Origin of the sequence: Nocardiopsis sp. JB363, from assembly GCF_900143625.1 — a bacterium.
GTDB lineage: Bacteria > Actinomycetota > Actinomycetes > Streptosporangiales > Streptosporangiaceae > Nocardiopsis.
In genome coordinates this window covers 1-18,371 of record NZ_FRFF01000157.1, presented here as the reverse complement: position 1 = coordinate 18,371, position 18,371 = coordinate 1, and the positions used below count along the sequence as shown (strand labels likewise).

The window sequence follows — 18,371 nt, the reverse complement described above, 5'->3', positions numbered from 1 at the left end:
TTCACGAGTCCTTGTCGGTGTCGTTGGTGTTCTGCCGGCCCTCACGTCGTCCACGGTCCGTCCCCTTCTGGAACGCGGACATGTTCTTGCGCAGGCGTTCCAGCCGTTCCGAACTGTCCAGAGCGTGCGGGGTCGTGCTCTGGGAACCGGAGGCGGGTCCGCCCGTGCCCTCGGAGGAGGGGCTGTCGGCCAACTGCGGGGCGAGGTTCTCTTGAGGGCGGCGCTTGGGCAGGGACGGTCGGCCACCGCCGGCCGGCACCGTCTCCGGGCTCGACGGAGCCTCGGTCCCGGTCGTGGTCCCGGTCGCGGGGTCGGGTACGGCGCTGATCCGGGAACCGCGGGTGGGCAACGGGGGACGCTCGTCCCCGGGGCCGGCCAGGACGTCCTCACCCGTGCTCGGCTCGACCGGGGCGGTGACCGAGGTCAGCAGCGGCTTGTCGGTGTCGCCGCCATGATCGGACGGTCCGGACTCCAGAGCGGTCTCGGGGGTGCGGTCGACGATCTCGCGCACCTCCCAGATGTCCTCGCCGGAGTCCTCGGAGGACGGCAGCGGGGTACGGTCCCCGGTGATGACTTCCTGCGGCAGCAGGACGATGGCCTGCACACCGCCGTAGGGCGAGGGGCGCAGGTGCACGCGGATGCCGTGCCGGTGGGCCAGGTGCGAGACCACGAACAGGCCCAGACGCATCTTCTCGTTGAGCCGCATGACGTCGAATTCGGGCGGCTCCGCCAGCAGGGTGTTGGCCGATTCGAGCTCGGCCTCGGTCATGCCCAGACCCCGGTCCTCGATCTCGACCGTCACACCGTTGGGCACGTCCTCGCTGCTCAACCGAACGTTGGTGTGCGGGGGCGAGAACATGGACGCGTTGTCGACCAGCTCGGCGACGAGGTGGATGACGTCCGCGACGGCGGGGCCGTTGAGGTTGACCCGGGCGATGCGCTCGCGCTTGACCCGCGTGTAGTCACCGGACTCGGAGATCGCGCCGCGCAGGACGTCGATCAGCGGCATCGGACGGTGCCAGGTGCGGCCGGGGGCCTCACCACCGAGGATCAGCAGGTTCTCGGCGTTACGGCGCGAACGGGTCGCCAGGTGGTCCAGCTTGAACAGTTGGGAGAGCTGTTCCGGATCCTCCTGCTCGCGCTCCATCTTGTCCAGCAGACGCAGTTGGCGGTGGACCAGCGTCTGGCTGCGGTGCGCGATGTTGAGGAAGACGCGGTTGACGCCGTGGCGCAGTTCGGTCTGCTGCACGGCCTCATCGACCGCGGCGCGCTGGGCGGTGTTGAAGGCCTTGGCGACGTCACCGATCTCGTCGTCCTCGACACGCAGCTCGGGGAGTTCGGTGGTGGTGTCGACCCGATCGCCGCGGTGCAGACGCTCCATGATCGAGGGCAGACGCTCCTCGGCCAGCGATTGCGACTCGTCGCGCAGGGTCAGCAGGCGATCGGTGAGGTTGCGGGAGGAACGCCGTGCCAGGTAGAAGGCGAGGCCGGTCACGGCGGCCACACCGAGGCTGCCGCCGACCGCGAGCATCACGGCCCGATTGGCGTCCCTGCGGATCACGGCGGCGGTGTAGACGGCTTCGTCGGCGCCCAGAGCGGTGAGTTCGGTCAGGACGTGACTGTAGGCCTGGTCCCACTCGGTCTTGTCCACCGGCATGGACAGGTTGTCGACGGTCTCCGGGGCGAGGGTGACCGGGTCGGTGGTGGTCTCGGACTCGACCTCACGACCGGAGATCTCGGCCTGCATCTGTTGCAGGGCGGCGTACTCGGGGCTGTCCAGGACGGCCTCGTAGCGCTCCTGCTGGCCGGGACCCCCCAGGTAGGGGGCGTTGGCGTTCAGCATCGTCTGGTAGGAGCCCATCATGGCGGTGAACTCGTGCTGGTCCTCCACGCTGAGCTCATCGGTGGCGAAGCCTCGGGCGATCTGGGCGTCGGCCTGGGCGAGGATGTCCACCGTGCGGAACATGTACACCGCGCTGAAGCCGGGGTTGACCGCGTCGCCGTCGTTACCGGTGCGGCCCTGGCTGTCGAAGCTGTCGGAGCCGTGTTGGATGAGCTCGTTGTAGTAGTCCAGGACGTCGTCGCGGCCCGCGTCACCGGAGTCGATGGCCTCGCGCATCTGGCCGATGTCCTGGTACATGCCGTGCAGCATCTCGATGTGCATGCCGCCGTCACCGGGGGCCAGGTCGGCGAAGCCCATGAGGTCCTCGACGATGACACCGAGGGATTCGTCGGTACTCTGCCGGGCCTCGGCCATCCCCTGGGAGAGGTCGGCGTCGTCGGGGTTCTCCAGGTAGGCGATCGTGGCCGAGCGTTCGGTCATGGCGTCCACGAGGCCGACCGCGGCGGGGGTGATCAGGTCCTCGGTGCCCTTGGCCCGGATCAGCTGGTAGGCCGCGTCGCCACCGAGAGCGATGGTGAGGATCAGCCACAGCGCGACCAGGGCGGTCGTGGGGATCATGACCATGGCGCGGATACGGGCGGTGATCGTGCGCCCACGTTTTTTCGGTACTGCCTGCACGGTGCTCCTGTCGATCCGCGTCATGGGGTGAGTCCTTCGGGTCCGGGGGCGTGTCCGCCTGGTCGCTCTTCGCGACCGGCGTGGACACACCGCCTCCCGCCCAGACGCCGTGTCCCGCCAGGGGTGTGGGTGACACGGTCTTGCCGCAGAGTAACCACTAATGGGGGTTTTCGGCTTGGGGGATCGTATCTCGGCTGAGAAACGCCGGATTATCCGGGGGTGGAGGCAGTCTGCCACGAAGCGGTGAAATGTTCATACAAGTGCAGGTCTGACACCTACTGGTGAGTATGGTGCTGGTGTTGCGCACGACTATAGGACAAAGGTCACATGGAGTCCTAGGGGTATGCGGATAGTTCCTTATTGGCATATATGTGCCTCGTACCAATGGGTACCGGGTTCCAAAACTTCGGTACCGTGCCCACCCCACCCCCGGCCGTACTAGCGTTGCGGCCCGGAAGCGTGGGAACGGGGAGCGGAGAGAGGGACTCCATGGGGCAAGCGTTCGGCGGGGGACAAGCCGCCATCGACGTGGCGGTGGCCGGACTGCCACTGCTGATGGTGGTCGCGTCCGTTCTCTACCTACGAGGACAGCACCGACGCTACGGGCGTCTGGTCGGCTGGCCCGGAAAGCTCACTCTGGCCGCATTGCTCGGCGGGCTCGGCCTGGCCGCCTACGCGGTCTGGCCCCTGCCCACCTCCATCGACGGGCTGTGCCCGATCGTGCCCGAACCCGCATCGGCCCTGGACACGGGCTCGGTCCTGCTCGCCCTCGGTGTGTTCCTCCCGGTCGGAATCCTGGCCCGTGCACGGTTCCGCCGGGGCCTCATGGTCACTCTCGCCTTGGGCACCGCCCTGGCGTTGGCGGCGAGCACGCTCCGGGCGACCGGCGTACTCGGCCTCTACCCGTGCTCCTACGCCACCGACCCACCGGCGCTCACGGGCATCGCCGTGGCCGGTGTCCTCCTCGGTTGGCTCCTCGCCCGCTGGGTGCCGGCGCTGTGGCCGTGGGGCCCGCGCCGCTCCTGGCCGGGCGCGGTCCCCGACCACGGCGTCCCCGACCCCACCCGCCGCGTCCTCGGGGTCCTGCTGGACCTGGGGTTGTGGTGGTACGGATCTGCCCTCGTCGTCGCACTGCTGCACGCCTACGGGGTGGTCGAACCCGGTGCCGAGAACGAGGTCCGCGTCGCCACCCTCCTCGGCCTGGCCCTGGTGTTCGCGCTCTTCCTGCCCCTGCTGCGTCGCGACCGTCGCACCCTGGGGTGCGCGGCCGTCCGCCTCGCGCTGACCGAACCGGCGGCGGCCCGTCCGGCCGCCCGGTACCGCGTCCTGGCGCGCACGCTCCTGTTGCACACGCCCGTCGTGGTGCTCATCGCCCTCGACCTGGGGTGGTGGTCGCTGATCGTGGTCGCGCTGCACGCCTGCACCGCGCTGGTGCGTTCCGACGGCACCGGGCTGGCCGATCTGCTCTGCGGCACCCGGGTCCGTACCCGCGCCACCCTGGACGGCGGGTTGCCCGGGCGTCTGGTGCGCTACTCGGCACCCGAACAGGAACCGGCCCCCGTCTGAACACTCGTCCGCCCTGGACACGGTCTAGGTGGTCTCGCCCCAGTTCAAGTAGCCGAGGAACGCCCCGGCCAGCACCAGGATCAGGCCCAGGGTGCCGAACAGCGCCCGCACGTAGTGGCTCAACCAGGGGCCGGAGACGATCCGGGCCCGCTCGGGGACGTCCGGATCGTAGGAGACCGTGACGATCTCCCCCGCGCGCGAGGCGGTCCACCCGGTGTTCTCGTGCTCGGCGTGGACCTCCTTGCCGTCCTCGGTCTGGAACTGCACGATCATCCGGGAGGCGACCGACGTCTCGTGGTAGCCGATGACCCGCGCCTTGGCGCGGACACCGTGCCTGACCAGGCGCAGTTCCAATCGGGTGTCCCGGGCGACGATCCACAGGATGATCGCTCCGGCCAGTGCTGGGAGCAGGGGATACAGGTCGGCCATGGAGGGGGAGTCCTTCCGGGGTTCGCGCGGGGCGGGTGACGCTCAGTGCGGTGGGGCGGGGGAACCGATCAAGCCGTCGGCCACGTGCGCCAGGGTGGTGTGGATCTCCTCCACGGGGCGTTCGGGCTGGAGGGTCCGCCAATCGAGCGCGACGGTCACCACCATGCCGAACAGGGCGGAGCCCGCGAGGGAAGTGTCCAGGTCCGGTCGGGTCAGACCACGTTCGACCATCGCGTCGAGCTGCGCGGTGATGACCCCGATGGCCTGGGTGCGGATCTGTCGGACGGTGGTGTACCAGGATCGGTTGGTGCGCCAGGTCTCGGCCATGAGCAGCCGGGCCAGCGCCTCGTGGGTACCGATGAACACCACACCGGCGCGCAGCACCTCGGTCAGTGCCTGCCTGGGCCCCACCTCGGGGTCGGGGACGGCCTCGTGCAGGGTGTCGGCCAGCCGGGTCACGCCCCACTCCAACAGGGCGGCGTACAGCTCGTCCTTGCCACCGAAGTTGTAGTAGACGGTGCCCTTGGCCACGCCCGCCCGTTCGGCGATCTCGTCCACCGTGGTGGCGCCGTACCCCTGCTCGGATACCAGGGTCACGGCGGACTCGAAGAGCTTGCGTCGGGTCGCCTCACGGCGACCGTCCGCACGTCGGGCCGGGCCCGGGGTCTTCACGTTCATCGCCTCCATTGTGCCCGCAGGTCAAATCCTCAAGGCCGGGTAGAGCGTGGACATCGTCCACGAGCGCTTGCGGGCCACAGCGAGCCACGTCAGCAACAGGGGTACCACCAGCCACAGGGACATCACCCCGAAGGCCTGCGCGACCAGCATCATGTCACCGCCGCCGATCAGGTGCCGCATGGCGGTCACACCCCAGTGCAGGGGCAGGTACGGGCCGATCGCCTGGAAGAAGTCCGGGCTGGTCTCGATCGGGTAGGTGCCGCCCGCGGAGGTCAGCTGAAGCACCAGCAACGCCAGGGCGACCACGCGACCGGCGGCCTTCAACCGCACGGTCAGGAACTGGAGGGTGGCGGCGAACGCGGACGCGGTGAGCAACAGGAACGCCATCATCAGTGGTCCGTTCGCCGGCTCCAGGCCCAGCCCCAGGTGCAGGACGGCCATCATGATCAGCACCTGCGCCCATCCGAGCACCGTGGGAACCACCCGTCCGGCCAGGGCCACCCGCCAGGACGGCGCGGCCGAGGCCAGCCCCCGGTCGGACAGGGCCGGAAGCACCATGAACACCACCATCGCGCCCACCCACAGGGACAGGGGTACGAAGAACGGGGCGAAGCCGGTGCCGTAGTCGGGAACCTCGTTGTCCACCTCACTGTCCAGCCGGACGGGGTCGCTCATCATCTCGGCGGCCGTGGTCCGGCCGTCGTCGGAGTAGGCGGGCATCTCCTCCACCCCGTCGGCCAGACCGGAGGCGAGCTCGTCGGAGCCCGACGACAGATCCCCGAGACCGTCGTACAGGTCACCGGCGCCGCCGCTGAGCGTGCCCAGACCGGTATCGAGATCGCCCGCTCCCTCGGAGGCGTCGGACAGCCCGTCGCGGAGCTGCCCGGCGCCTTCGGCGAGGTCGGCCAGGCCCTCGTCCAGGTCGTCCACTTGATCGCGGGCGTCCTCGGCCTTGCTCACGATGTCGGGCAGGTCGTCGGCGATCTCGGAGGCCCGATCGCTCAGCGCGGCGGCGTCGGCGGCGGTCGCGTCGATCTCCGCGCGGTTGTCGTTGACGAACCCGGCCACGTCCAGGGCGGTGTCCATGGCGTCCTGTAGGTCGGTCAGCAACACGTGCAGATCGGGCTGCTCCCGTTCCAGCTCCGGGTTCTCCTCCAAGTAGGTGGCGAGACGGCCGTCGACCTCCTCCATGCCGGAGACGTCGATCTCTTCGGGCAGCTCGTCCAAGGCGTCGTTCACCCCGGCGGCCACGTCGGCGATCAGCTCGGCGCGCTCCTGGATGTCGGGGACGTCCTCCTCCACCTGGGGGAGGACGTCGTCGGCGAGCGTGTCCAGCTCGTCGACCTTGGCGGAGACCTGTTCGGAGGCGTCGCCGGCGCCTCTCGCCAGCGTCCTGGAACCCTCGTACAGGTCACCGATCCCCTCGTCGAGGGAGCCCGCGCCGGTGTGCGCGTCGTCGATCCCGTCGGAGAGTTCACCGGAGCCGCTCTCGGCGTCGCCCGCGCCCTCGGACAGCTGATCGGCCCCGTCGGAAGCCTCCTCGGTCCTGTCATGGATCTCGTTGAAGCCGAGGAAGATCCGGTCGAGGTAGTCGCTGGTCGCGGAGGTGGCGGCGGCCTCACGGATCTCGTTGAAGGCACTGCCCGCGAGCTGGCGGACGATGTAGCTGTTGGAGTCGTTGTAGTCGGCGACGAGCAGGGCGGTGGTGGGGTCCTCCCGATCACGGGAGGGCGAGGTGAGGGACTCGCTGAAGTGACCGGGGACGGTGAGGGTGACGTAGTAGTCGCCGGCGGCGAGCCCCCGGGCGGCTTCGTCGGCGTCGACCGGCTGCCAGTCGAGGTCGCCGCGTTCCAGGAGGGTGTCGGAGAGCTCTTCGCCGGCGTTGACCCGTTCACCGTCCACCTCGGCGCCCTGGTCCTCGACGACGAGGGCGACGGGCAGGTGCTCCATGCGGTCGAAGGGGTCCCAGAAGGACCACAGGTACATCCCGGAGTAGAGCAGGGGGATGAGCATCAGGGCGGCCAGCGCGGCGGTGGGCAGCGGTGATCGAAGGAAGGACCGCAGGGTGAGCAGCCCGAGACGGGGGGCGGCGAAGGGGCGGTAACGCGGGGCCCGGTCAGTCCTGGGCACGGTGGGCGCCCCTCTTCCGACGGTCCTGCTCGCGGTTCTGCTCGCGGTCCTGGTCCTCGTCGGTGCCCTGACGGATGGGGAGCGGACCCTGGGTGTCGCGGTCGGCCACAGCGGCCAGTTCCCGGGCGTCGGCGCAGGTGGCGATGACGGTGAGCCCTTCGTCGGACAGGTCCTTGAGGGTGCGCCACAGGGAGGCCTGGCTCCGAGGGCTCAGTCCGCCGTCGACGTCGTCCACCCCCAGGAGCCGGGGCTCGTGCACCAGTCCCAGGGCCATGCCCAGGCGTCGACGTTCGGGCATCGGCAGTTCCTTGACGAGGGTGTTCCGGTCCAGGTCGGCCAGACCGACCGCTTCCATGGCCTCGTCGGCGACGGTGCGCGGGGCGGGGCGCAGCCGCAGCAGGCGGGCCTCGGAGAGGTGTTCGCGTACTCGTAGGCGTTCGTCGAGCGCGTTGACGTCGCGCATGAGGCCGAGGGCGCTGATCCGGCGGACCTTGCGCGCCTGCTCGGGCAGCGAGTGGCCGTCCATGTGCAGGACGCCCCGGGTGGGGCGCATTCGTCCGGTGAGGGTGAGGAGCAGGGCGCTGCGGCCGCCCCCGGAGTCGGCTTGGAAGACGGTGAGCGTCCCCGGTCGGGCGGTGAAGTCGACCCCCGTGTAGACGGGGCCCTCGCGGGTGGTGAGTGAGACGTCCTCGGCGTGCACTCGTGCTCCGGTGGCCCGACGCATTCCTGGTCTCCTTCCGTTTTTGAACTGACCAGTCAGTGCAAATTCGAGTTCCACCGTACTGCGCCGACTCCGTGGTCCTTCGCGTTCGGGGCTGTGTCCTCCGGCACAGGACTGTCCGCCTCCCGTAGTTATTGCAATAATTACGTAATCGCGTAATACTGGGCGTGGAGCACACGAGACGAGGAGGGGCCATGGACGAGATGAGGCTGCGCAAGACGGGCGATGTGCTGATACGGATCTTCTTCGTGTTGACGGCCGTGGTGTTCGCCCTGGTCATCGCGTCGAACCTGGGTGCGCCCATCCCGGGCTACTCGGGCCTGCTGGTCGCCGTGCCGGCGCTCGTCCTCTACCTGGCCGGAGTGGTGTGCGGGGCCGTCGCCGGGCGAAGGACCGTGCGCCGCGCCGACCTGACCCCCATCGAGGTCGCGCCCCCGGTCGAGGGCGAGTGGACGGGGCTCAACGGACCCTCCGACAAGGTGCCCAGCCACGGCACCCACGGCCTCGGTCAGACCTTCGCGATCGACATCCTCATCGATTCCGGCCGGCCGATCATCGACGGTTGGTGGCCCGCCATGCGCCCCGCAGCCGACTTCCCGTCCTTCCGGGAGCCCTTGTTCGCCGTGGCCGACGCCACGGTCGTGCGCACCTCGGACGGACAGCGCGACCACCTCAGCCGCAACTCCTATCCGGGGCTGCTCTACCTCTTCCTGGAAGGTTTCGTCCGATCCCTGGGCGGATCGCGCCGCATCTTCGGCAACCACGTGATCCTCGACCTGGGCGACGGTGTCCACGCCGCCTACGCCCACATCCGTCGGGGTTCCGTCGCGGTGAAGGAAGGGGATCGTGTCGTCGCGGGTCAGAAGATCGGCGAGTGCGGCAACTCCGGAAACTCCTCCGAACCGCACCTGCACTTCCAGCTGATGGACCACGCCGACCTCACCCGGGCCGGAGGCCTCCCCTTCACCTGGACCGGGGTGGGGGTCCCCACCGGCGGCGAGCCGTTCACCGTCGCGCGCGCCGCCCACTGACCAGCCACAGGTCTAGACTGCGCGTGGCAGGTGGACTGACGACGGTGGGGGACCGATGACGGAGATCGCCGAACGGGCGGCCAAGGCACTGGACGACCCGGAGAACTGGCCGGAGGACCCCAAGGAGGCCGTGGTCCGTCAACGGCGGCTCGCCGACCGGGTACGCGTCGAACGACTCGACGTCGACTCGGTGGAGCTGGTCTGCGGCCTGGACGTCAGCTACGGGGTGGGCGACACCGAACTCGCCGCGGCCGCCGTGGTCCTGAACGCCCGCACCCTGGAGGTCGTCGACACCTCCCTGGTCGCCGACACCCCCTCCTTCCCCTACATCTCCGGGTTGTTCGCCTTCCGTGAGCTGCCCCCGGTCCTCAAGGCCATCGAAGGTTTGAACGTCACCCCCGACGTGTTCGTCAGCGACGGGTTCGGCCTGGCCCACCCCCGCCGCTTCGGAATCGCCAGCCACCTCGGCGTCCTCCTCGACGCCCGCGTGGTCGGCTCCGCCAAGACGGTGCTCTACGGCCGCAACGCGCTGCCCGGCGAGGAACGCGGTTCCTGGACCCCGATGGTGGCCGGACGCTCCGAACTGGTCGAGGACACCGAGACCCTCGCCGAACAGGGCGTCGAGGTCGTCGGGCGCACCCTGCGCACCCGCGCCCGCACCAAACCGGTGTACGTGTCCGTGGGCCACCGGGTGGACCTGGCCGGCGCCGCCGACCTCATCCTGCGGATGTCGCCCAAGTACCGCATCCCCGAACCCATCCGGCACGCCGACCGCATGTGCGGGGCGTACCGGAAGGAGTACAAGGCCCAGGGCGGGGCGACGGGCTCCTGAACACGAGAAGAAGGGGAGAGGCCCGAAGGCCCCTCCCCTGATCGTGTTCCGTATCCGGTGCTACCAGCCGTTCTCGACCGGACGGCCCTCGTTGTATCCGGCGGCGCTCTGCACGCCCACCACGGCACGCTCGTGGAACTCGGCCAGCGAGGTGGCGCCCGCGTACGTCATGGAACTGCGCACACCCGCGATGATCTGGTCGACGAGGTCCTCCACCCCCGGACGCTCGGAGTCCAGGTACATCCGACCGGTGGAGATGCCCTCCTCGAACAGGGCCTTGCGGGTCCGCTCGAACGGCGAGTCCTCGGCGGTGCGCAGCTTCACCGCACGGGCCGAGGCCATCCCGAAGCTCTCCTTGTACTGACGGCCCTGCGCGTCGCGCAGGACGTCGCCCGGCGACTCGTAGGTGCCCGCGAACCACGAGCCCACCATGACGTTGGAGGCGCCGGCGGCCAGGGCCAGCGCGACGTCGCGCGGGTGGCGCACCCCGCCGTCGGCCCACACGTGTCCGCCCATCTCACGGGCGGCGGCGGCGCATTCCAGCACGGCGGAGAACTGCGGCCGGCCCACCGCGGTCATCATCCGGGTGGTGCACATCGCGCCCGGTCCCACACCGACCTTCACGATGTCGGCGCCGGCCTCGATGAGGTCGCGGGTGCCCTGGGCGGTGACGATGTTGCCCGCCACGATCGGTACGTCCGGGGAGAGTGCGCGGACCTTCTCGATCGCCGTGATCATCTTCTCCTGGTGGCCGTGCGCGGTGTCGATCACCAGCGTGTCCGCGCCCGCGGCCAACAGTTCGGAGGCCTTGCCCGCCACGTCGCCGTTGATGCCCACGGCGGCGGCCACGCGCAGCCGATTCTCCGTGTCCACGGCCGGCGTGTACAGGGTGGAGCGCAGCGCGCCGGTGCGGGTGAGCACACCCACCAGGGCGCCTTGTTCGTCCACGACCGGGGCCAGCCGGTGGCGGAAGTCGTGCAGTATGCCGAAGGCCTCCCGGGGCTCGGTGCCCGCGGGGATGGTCAACAGCTCGCTGGACATCACGTCGCGCAGCTGCGCGAAGCGGTCCACGCCCGCGCAGTCGGCTTCGGTGACCACACCGAGCGGACGCCGGTCGTCGTCGACCACGATCACGGCGTTGTGCGCCCGCTTGGGCAGCAGGTTGAGGGCCTCACCGACGGTGCTCGTCGGGTTGAGGGTGATGGCGGTGTCATAGACCAGGTCCCGCTGCTTGGCCCAAGAGATGACATCGGACACCACCTCGATGGGGATGTCCTGCGGGATGACGGCGATTCCGCCCCGGCGGGCGATGGTCTCCGCCATACGCCGACCGGCGACGGCGGTCATGTTCGACACGACCAAAGGGATCGTGGTGCCCGTGCCGTCCGGAGACGACAGGTCCACGCTGAGACGGGAACCCACGGCGCTGCGGCCGGGGACCATGAACACGTCGCTGTAGGTCAGGTCCTGATCGGGGACCCGGTCGTTGAGAAAACGCAATGCCTCTACCTCGGTCGAGACCGAAGGGGGTGGACCATTCCGCCGTTCGGCGCAGGCGGCACCCTGTTGTTCCCCCTCTTACGACTCAAGTATGCCGTGACCGATTACCTTGGAAGTACCCCCGTCTGCCATGATGACTCGATTCCCGCCTCGACTCGGTGCCTGACCCATGCCCGGATCCGGTGACACAACGCCGCTGCCGGTGGGCACAGGGGAGACCAGATCCTCCAGGAGAATTCCAGCATGTCGCGTTTCACTCTCGCGCAGGTCAAGGAAGAGACCTACAAGGCCAAGGACGCCTGGTGGACGGTCTTTCTGGTCGATCCGTTGGCCGGCCGGCTGGTGGTGTGGACGGCGAACCGAACGAACATCACCCCGAACCAGCTGACGCTGGGCGCCGGGGTGCTGGGGCTGCTCTCCGCCTTGTGTTTCCTGGCTCCGGTATGGGCCGGTGACACGGGCTGGGCCTGGCTGGTGGCCGGCGCCCTGTTGTTCCACCTGAGCTTCGTGCTGGACTGCATGGACGGCAAGATCGCCCGGTTGAAGGGCAACGGCTCGATCTTCGGGGCCTGGGTCGACTTCGTCTTCGACCGCATCCGCTTCTTCGGTTGCGTGATGACACTGCTCATCGGGCAGTGGTTGGTCACCGACAACCCCGCCTACCTGATCGTCGCGCCCGTGGTGGTCTTCTTCGACCTGCTGCGCTACCTCAACGGGTCCCAGGTCGCCAAGACCCGCAAGTCCATGAAGCAGGCCCTGGCGATCGCCTCCGGTGACGCCGACCGACTGCGCGACTACGCGATCGGGGCTCAGGCGGCCGACCCCGAGGACGACGAGTCCGCCGAGTCCGAGCGGAAGGCGTCCGTCCCGGCCAAGGGCCTGTACCCGCGGGTGCGCGGCGCGCTGCGGCGTCACCGGGTGCGCCCGCACCTGTTCAGCGGCATCGAGTTCGAGATGTTCCTGTGCGTGGTCGCTCCGATCACCGTGCTCGTCGCGTTCTTCACCCCGCTGAACAGCCTCATCATCCCGGTGGCGGTCTTCTCCGTCCTGGCGCTGGGCTTCTTCGAGGTGGTCCTCGTGCTGCGGCTGTGGAGGGAGACGCGCCGCTTCGAGGTGCGCCGTCGCGAACTCGCCGCGGCCCCTCCGGTCGGTGGTACCGACAGCTGAGTTCGGGACCTTCGGGCACGAAAGAAGGGGCGGTCCGCACCGATCGGTGCGGACCGCCCCTTCTTCACGGCCTCTAGGCAGAGGTCTTGGGGGCGGGCTCGGATCGCGGTGTCGCGTTGGACGCGTCGTCCTTCGCTTTGGCGAGTCCTTTGCCGTCCTGTCGCAACAACCAGGTCAGTTGGGGATCGACGGCCCATCCCATGGCCTTGCGCACCCAAGGGGTGCACAGAACGAGGGTGAGGCCCACGGCGACCATGAGCGTGCTCACCAGCCCCACCGGGCCGGAGACCAGGTCGTACCAGGGCGAGGCCTTGAACACGAGCAGGAACACGGAGTGGCCCAGGTACACGAACAGGGTGTAGGCGCCCAGCGACGTGAACCAGGTACGTCGCTTGGGGGTGAGCGCGAGCACCGCGAAGGTCATGGCCAGAGCGATGCCCATGAAGGTGAGCCGGATGACGAGGCTCGGCATGATCGGGTCGATGTCGCGGTCGGTGAGGCTGTCCCGCCAGAACAGCCAGTCCCGGCTGAACCGGTCGGAGACCGGGATGGCGAGGACGGCCGTCACCGCCAGGATCAGGACGGAGCAGATCCGTACCCAGAGCCGGTCCAGGTAGGCGAAGTGCTCGCGGCGCAGGCTGAGCCCCAACACGAAGAAGGGCAGGAGGCTGAGCACCCGACCCACCGAGAGGGTGGTGCCCAGGTCCGTGGTCGTCGCGAAGAGCGAGACGGCCAGGGAGATGGCCACGGGCCAACGCAGCCGCTGCCACACCGGAACGGTCAGCCGCCACACGAAGAGCGCCACCAGGAACCACAGGGTCCAGGTGGGCTTGAGGAACGACAGGGTGTCGGGAAGACCACCGCGCTCGACCGCGTAGAACGTCTGGTGCAGGGCCCAGAAGATGAGATAGGGCACCGCCAGCGACAGGACCAGCTTCTCCACTCGCTTCGACGAGGCGTCGAAGGACCGCGAGAGGTAGCCGCTGATCATGATGAACGCGGGCATGTGGAAGAAGTAGATCCAGTAGTAGAGGGCACCGGAGGGCCCGTAGTCGGTGAGCGGTTCGATCGCGTGGCCGATGACGACCAAGGCGATCAGGATGAACTTGGCGTTGTCCAGACGGGCGTCACGACCCGGTGCGTTCTCCGACGCACGGGCGTTCGCGGAACCCGCGCTCGCGCCGCGCCGGTCCTTCGCTCGCTGGGACATCGGTCTGGTCAAGGATGAGGCCACTAGGGACTCCGTCGTACGGGGTTGTGGGGCTTGTTCTTCGTCGTTCCGGACCTTTTGGGCCGGGGGAACGGTGCCGACCTGCCGGGTGTTGCGGGAGACCGGCGGGTTTGGTGCCGCGTGGCGCGCGTAGGGGGCACCGGGGGCTCGTCGACGAACATGGTCCGTTACCTTACTGAGACATGTTCGAATTTGCCAGCGGTTCACACGAATCCGGTAAAAGTTCACAGAGCCGGTCTCGTCCCCGGGAAAAGGTAGGGGGAGGGCTCCGGTGAACCCGCGCGAGCGCGGGAGAGGATGGCTTACCGTGTGCAGACCCTAACCCATGGCACATTACCGGCGCGCCCGACGTACCCATCATCGGACCTATGCACGGGACGCGCCGGTGTGATTCCGCGACCTTCACAAAGATAAGGTGCAGGAAGGCGGCTGTTCCCCTTGCAGCCTCTGCCAGGACGAGAACGAAGAAGGCGGTGGAAACCGTGCCGCACGCGGTGGACCCGAACCGTGCCGCCCAGCACGGAAGCGTGGTCATGAGACTCCTCGACGAGATCTTCCCGCTCGTGGAGGGGGTCTATGTCGATCTGCACAAGAACCCGGAGCTCTCGCACTCCGAACAGCGCACCGCCAGTGTCGTCGCGGAATGGCTGACCCGAACCGGCTACGAGGTCCACAAGGGCGTCGGCGGCAACGGTGTGGTCGGCATCCTGCGCAACGGCCCCGGCCCCACTGTGATGCTGCGTGCCGACATGGACGCGCTTCCCCTCGAAGAGAAGACCGGGCTGCCCTACGCCAGCACGGCCAAGGCGGTGGACGACGAGGGCGCCGAGGTGCCCGTCATGCACGCCTGCGGCCACGACGCGCACACCGCCTGTCTGGTCGGTGTCGCGGACCTGCTGTCGGAGACCCGTCAGGAGTGGACCGGCACCCTCATGGTCGTGGCCCAACCCGGGGAGGAGACCCTCGACGGCGCCCAGGGCATGATCGACGACGGCCTGTACGACCGGTTCGGACGCCCCGACGTCATCCTCGGCCAGCACCTCGGTCCGCAGCCCGCCGGGCTCATCTCCCACCGCGCCGGCATCATCCTCGGCGCCGCCAACGCCTACCGGGTACGGATCTACGGCGAGGGCGGCCATGCCTCCCAGCCGCACACCACCGTCGACCCGGTGCTCATCGCGGCCAACATCGTCAGCCGTCTCCAAGGCGTGGTCTCCCGGGAGATCAGCCCCAGCGAGATGGCGGTCCTCACCGTCGGCCGGATCCAGGCCGGCACCAAGGCCAACATCATTCCCGACGAGGCCTACCTGGAGATCAGCACCCGGGCGCTCAACGAGAACGTCACGAATCAGCTGGAGAGGGCGATCGAGCGGATCGTGCGCGCCGAGGCCGCGGCCTCCGGCGCCGGCCGCGAGCCCGAGGTCGAACGCTTCCAGGGCAGTGGGGTCACCCACAACGACCCGGTGAGCACCTCGGACGTAGCCTCCTCCCACCTCGCCTACTTCGGCGAGGAGTACGTCATCCACCTGCCGGACCCCTCCCCGTCCACCGAGGACTTCTGTCGCTTCGGTCTGCCCGAGGACCCGCAGCCGATCCCGTACGTGTTCTGGTTCGTGGGCGCCACCCCGCACGACGTGTGGGAGGCGGCTTCCGGTGACACGCCCTACGAGAAGATGGGCAACGTCCCGAGCAACCACTCGCCGTACTTCTCGCCCGCCCGCGAACCCACGCTCCGGGCCGGGCTCGCCGCGCTGACCGTGGCCGCGCTGTCCTACCTGGGCGGCGAGAACAAGAACCCGTCGAGGCCGAGCCTGCCGCCGACCGAGGTCCCGGCCGGACCCGCCTTCGCCGGACCCGCGCCCATCGAGACCTCGGACCCGCGCGCCACCACCGGTGGCGGCGAGAGCCTGGCCCCCGCCGAGGCCTACGCCGCCCCGGATCCGGTGGCGGACGACCTGACGGGCCCGCCCCCGGGACCGCAGTACGTGCCCTCGGGCCCGCAGGACGCCTACCCGGGTCCCGTGTCGCCCGCCGAGAGCGAATCGGACCCGCTCGCCGGGCCGCCCCCCACGGGGTCGCCGTTCGGTGAGAGTAACGACGCCTATGACAGCGCCTTCCTCGCCTCGTCCTGGCCGGCGCCCGACGAGCCCGCGGTGGAGTCCACCGCGGACGCGGACATGGGCGCGGTGATGGGCGAACAGGACCGGGAACCGTACGACGAGTGGCGTAACGGCAGGGGAGAGGAATCGACCCTGTCAGCGGACATGGCCGCCCTCATGGACGGGGAGATGGCGCCCCCGCCGCCCTCCGGCCCTCCGGCCGGCCCGGCCTACGGTGGTCCGCCGCCGATGGGTGGAGCACACGACGCGCCCCCGCCCCCGGAGGTCGACGACGACCGGCCCGACTCCCAGTACCGATACTGACCGCCGGTGGGGGCCATCCCGTGGCGATGGGGTGACCCCCGTGTGCGCCGGTCCCTGCGACATCACCGGGAAACACCCATTCTGGTGGGATGTGTCCTGGTCACGCTGTTCACCGTCGCGGGGGCCGTCAGCCGGGCCTTGGCCGGTGACCCCAATGAGCCGCTGCTGCTGTTGAGCATCCCCGCGCTGGTGTACTTCGTACGCGGCCAGCTCTACGCCCGTCAGCGGGTCAACGGGGTGCGCATCACCGAGGAACAGTTCCCCGAGGCGCACCGTATGGTGGCCGAGGCCGCCGAGCGGTTCGGGATGCGCCAGGTGCCCGACGCCTACGTGGTGCTCGGCAACGGTGTCATCAACGCGTTCGCCTCCGGTCACGGGTTCCGCCGCTACGTCGCCGTCAACAGCGACCTGTTCGAGGTGGGCGCCCGCGACCCGGACGCGCTGCGCTTCGTGATCGGTCACGAGGTCGGTCACATCGCCGCCGGGCACACCTCGTTCTGGCGGCAGTTCGGGGTCTCGGTCGCCAATGTGATCCCCGGCGTGGGCAGCACCCTGGGCCGCGCCCAGGAGTACACCGCCGACAACCACGCCTACGAGTACTGTCCCGAGGGGGTCCAGGGACTTCGGGTCCTGGCCGCGGGCAAGTATCTCTACCCGGACGTGGACTTCGACGACATCGCTCAACGCGCGCACACCGACACCGGGTTCTTCGTCATGCTGGTCAACCTGCTCTCCAGCCACCCGATCAACACGTTCCGCTTCGCCGCCCTGGCCGACCGCGATCGACCCGGCCGAGTGCTCTGAAACGGCCCCCAGGGCCACCGCCGAAAGTGTGACCTGCGACACCCGGCATGGTCGTTGTTCGCCGCTCTGATCACAGGGGGAGGGCCGGCCGATATCCACGGCGAGTGGCTTCGGGGCGCTATGACCCGAGTTGTTCTTCTAGGCTGTGCCCCGTGCCTTGGTCCGAGATTCTTCCCCAGTTCAGTCTCGCCGGGACCCTGCTGACGGTCCTGCTCTTGTTCTTCGCGGCGGTCGGTGAGCCGTTCCTCGGGAGACGCGCGTTCTCGTGGCTCTCCCGCCGCGAGGGCGACGGGCGTGCCCTGGAGCTGCTGTACGCCGTCACGATGGGCGTCCACGTCCTGTGGGGCGTCCTCGTCCTCGTGGTGGTGCTCACCTCACCGGGTCTGCACGCGGTCGACCTCGGGCTGCGTTTCCCCGACGCGTGGGGTCCGATCGTGGGCGGTGCCCTCGGTGGGATGGTGGCGCTGGTCGCCTTCTGGCTGCTGGTCAACGGCATGCCCACCAAGGAGCAGTACCCCGTCCTGGAGAAGCTGCCGGAGTTCGGCAAGAAGGGGAGCGGCGACGACGAGGGTGCCTCGGAGGAATCGCGGGGGCGCAAGGGCCACCGGGGTCACCGCGGCCACCGCGGTCGCCGGGCGCCCGCCAAACCCATGAAGCTGCCCGAACCCGGCCGTCGTCAGCACCTGCTGCTGCCGCGCACTCGCAAGGAACGCATCCTCGCCGCGGGCATGGCGGTCACGGGTGGAGTGTTCGCCGAGCTGCTCTATCGCGGACTGTTCATCGTCCTGGTGGCGAGCATGGACGTGCCGCTATGGATCGCCGCGGTCCTGTCGGTGCTGCTGTTCTCCCTCGCCCACCTCTACCAGGGTTGGTGGGGGCTGGTCAGTGCCGGTTTGTCCGGCACCCTCTTCACCATCCTGTACCTGGGTACGGGCAGTCTCGTCGTGCCGATCCTCGTGCACGTCGCCCTCAACCTGCGCTCGATCGTCTTCCCACCGGCCTCGGAGTTGGCGAAGGCCGACGAGTACGCCGAATACGAGGACGACTACTACGACGACGAGTACGAGGAGGGGTACACCGGCGAGTTCGAGGCGGTCGACGACGGCGAGCCGGAGCCCCGGGCCGCCACGGGGGCGATGCCGTCGCAGGCGCCGCCCGCGAGCACCCCGCCGTTCGGCAACCCCGGTCCGCTCGGGCCCCCCGGCCCGCAATACCCGCCTCCGGGCACTCCCTACGGCGCTCCGCCCCCCGGCGGACCGAACCCCTCGGGGGGACCGTGGCCCCAACAACCTCGGCCACCTCAGCCGCCCCTGCCGGTGGGGCGGCGGGGGCCCCCGC

14 protein-coding genes are annotated in these 18,371 nt (G+C 69.3%); 7 read left to right on the top strand and 7 right to left on the bottom strand.

From position 1 onward, the window contains the following. Position 1: 1 nt before the first annotated feature. The gene (locus BQ8420_RS24520) at positions 2-2,545 is read right to left on the bottom strand and encodes a nitrate- and nitrite sensing domain-containing protein (RefSeq protein ID WP_087101608.1); all 2,544 of its coding nucleotides are present in this window, start codon (positions 2,543-2,545) and stop codon (positions 2-4) included. A 465-nt stretch (positions 2,546-3,010) separates the two neighbouring features. Here BQ8420_RS24520 and BQ8420_RS24515 point away from each other — a divergent pair, with 465 nt between their 5' ends. Continuing rightward, a complete protein-coding gene (locus BQ8420_RS24515; protein ID WP_087101606.1) occupies positions 3,011-4,087 on the top strand; it encodes an RDD family protein in 1,077 nt (358 codons plus the stop codon). Positions 4,088-4,111: 24 nt separating this feature from the next. Here BQ8420_RS24515 and BQ8420_RS24510 read toward each other — a convergent pair whose 3' ends face one another. The 4 genes from BQ8420_RS24510 to BQ8420_RS24495 are packed head-to-tail and all read right to left on the bottom strand — an operon-like array spanning position 4,112 to position 8,048. Then, a complete protein-coding gene (locus BQ8420_RS24510; RefSeq protein ID WP_087101604.1) occupies positions 4,112-4,516 on the bottom strand; it encodes a DUF3592 domain-containing protein in 405 nt (134 codons plus the stop codon). A gap of 42 nt (positions 4,517-4,558) precedes the next feature. Then, positions 4,559-5,194: a TetR/AcrR family transcriptional regulator gene (locus BQ8420_RS24505; protein WP_369825541.1), complete on the bottom strand. Its 636-nt coding sequence runs from the start codon at positions 5,192-5,194 to the stop codon at positions 4,559-4,561. Positions 5,195-5,215: 21 nt separating this feature from the next. Beyond that, positions 5,216-7,324 carry a YhgE/Pip domain-containing protein gene (locus tag BQ8420_RS24500; protein WP_087101600.1) on the bottom strand — a complete coding sequence of 703 codons (2,109 nt, stop codon included), beginning with the start codon at positions 7,322-7,324 and terminating at the stop codon, positions 5,216-5,218. Continuing rightward, positions 7,311-8,048: an ATP-binding cassette domain-containing protein gene (locus BQ8420_RS24495; RefSeq protein WP_087101598.1), complete on the bottom strand. Its 738-nt coding sequence runs from the start codon at positions 8,046-8,048 to the stop codon at positions 7,311-7,313. The genes BQ8420_RS24500 and BQ8420_RS24495 overlap by 14 nt, the downstream gene beginning before the upstream one ends. A 191-nt stretch (positions 8,049-8,239) precedes the next feature. Between BQ8420_RS24495 and BQ8420_RS24490 the strand changes: the two genes are divergently transcribed. Further along, the gene (locus BQ8420_RS24490) at positions 8,240-9,076 is read left to right on the top strand and encodes a M23 family metallopeptidase (RefSeq protein WP_235006466.1); all 837 of its coding nucleotides are present in this window, start codon (positions 8,240-8,242) and stop codon (positions 9,074-9,076) included. A 55-nt stretch (positions 9,077-9,131) separates the two neighbouring features. Next, positions 9,132-9,908: an endonuclease V gene (locus tag BQ8420_RS24485; RefSeq protein WP_087101596.1), complete on the top strand. Its 777-nt coding sequence runs from the start codon at positions 9,132-9,134 to the stop codon at positions 9,906-9,908. A gap of 60 nt (positions 9,909-9,968) precedes the next feature. Here the strand turns inward: BQ8420_RS24485 and BQ8420_RS24480 are convergent, their stop codons facing one another. Beyond that, on the bottom strand, positions 9,969-11,408 hold the full coding sequence (locus BQ8420_RS24480; RefSeq protein ID WP_087101595.1) for a GuaB1 family IMP dehydrogenase-related protein: 1,440 nt from the start codon (positions 11,406-11,408) through the stop codon (positions 9,969-9,971). Positions 11,409-11,651: 243 nt separating this feature from the next. Here BQ8420_RS24480 and BQ8420_RS24475 point away from each other — a divergent pair, with 243 nt between their 5' ends. After that, complete coding sequence (locus tag BQ8420_RS24475; RefSeq protein ID WP_087101593.1) at positions 11,652-12,575, top strand: CDP-alcohol phosphatidyltransferase family protein; 924 nt, start codon at positions 11,652-11,654, stop codon at positions 12,573-12,575. Between the two features lie 73 nt (positions 12,576-12,648). Here BQ8420_RS24475 and BQ8420_RS24470 read toward each other — a convergent pair whose 3' ends face one another. Beyond that, positions 12,649-13,785, bottom strand: coding sequence for an acyltransferase family protein (locus BQ8420_RS24470; RefSeq protein ID WP_087101591.1), 1,137 nt, complete (start codon positions 13,783-13,785; stop codon positions 12,649-12,651). Positions 13,786-14,279: 494 nt separating this feature from the next. Between BQ8420_RS24470 and BQ8420_RS24465 the strand changes: the two genes are divergently transcribed. The 3 genes from BQ8420_RS24465 to BQ8420_RS24455 all read left to right on the top strand — a co-directional run. Beyond that, positions 14,280-16,229, top strand: a complete 1,950-nt coding sequence (locus tag BQ8420_RS24465; protein ID WP_087101589.1) for an amidohydrolase — start codon at positions 14,280-14,282, stop codon at positions 16,227-16,229. Positions 16,230-16,271: 42 nt separating this feature from the next. Beyond that, the gene (locus BQ8420_RS24460; RefSeq protein WP_087101680.1) at positions 16,272-17,033 is read left to right on the top strand and encodes a M48 family metallopeptidase; all 762 of its coding nucleotides are present in this window, start codon (positions 16,272-16,274) and stop codon (positions 17,031-17,033) included. Between the two features lie 152 nt (positions 17,034-17,185). Further along, positions 17,186-18,371: CPBP family intramembrane glutamic endopeptidase (locus BQ8420_RS24455; RefSeq protein ID WP_200816086.1), on the top strand; the 1,186-nt coding region annotated here is incomplete at its 3' end.

What these genes read in the sequence shown, in the direction of transcription:
- BQ8420_RS24485 (WP_087101596.1), top strand. Translation starts at nt 9,132, where the DNA reads ATGACGGAGATCGCCGAACGGGCGGCCAAGGCACTGGACGACCCGGAG.
- BQ8420_RS24515 (WP_087101606.1), top strand. Translation starts at nt 3,011, where the DNA reads ATGGGGCAAGCGTTCGGCGGGGGACAAGCCGCCATCGACGTGGCGGTG.
- BQ8420_RS24520 (WP_087101608.1), bottom strand. Translation starts at nt 2,545, where the DNA reads ATGACGCGGATCGACAGGAGCACCGTGCAGGCAGTACCGAAAAAACGT.
- BQ8420_RS24490 (WP_235006466.1), top strand. Translation starts at nt 8,240, where the DNA reads ATGGACGAGATGAGGCTGCGCAAGACGGGCGATGTGCTGATACGGATC.
- BQ8420_RS24510 (WP_087101604.1), bottom strand. Translation starts at nt 4,516, where the DNA reads ATGGCCGACCTGTATCCCCTGCTCCCAGCACTGGCCGGAGCGATCATC.
- BQ8420_RS24505 (WP_369825541.1), bottom strand. Translation starts at nt 5,194, where the DNA reads ATGAACGTGAAGACCCCGGGCCCGGCCCGACGTGCGGACGGTCGCCGT.
- BQ8420_RS24495 (WP_087101598.1), bottom strand. Translation starts at nt 8,048, where the DNA reads ATGCGTCGGGCCACCGGAGCACGAGTGCACGCCGAGGACGTCTCACTC.
- BQ8420_RS24475 (WP_087101593.1), top strand. Translation starts at nt 11,652, where the DNA reads ATGTCGCGTTTCACTCTCGCGCAGGTCAAGGAAGAGACCTACAAGGCC.
- BQ8420_RS24470 (WP_087101591.1), bottom strand. Translation starts at nt 13,785, where the DNA reads ATGTCCCAGCGAGCGAAGGACCGGCGCGGCGCGAGCGCGGGTTCCGCG.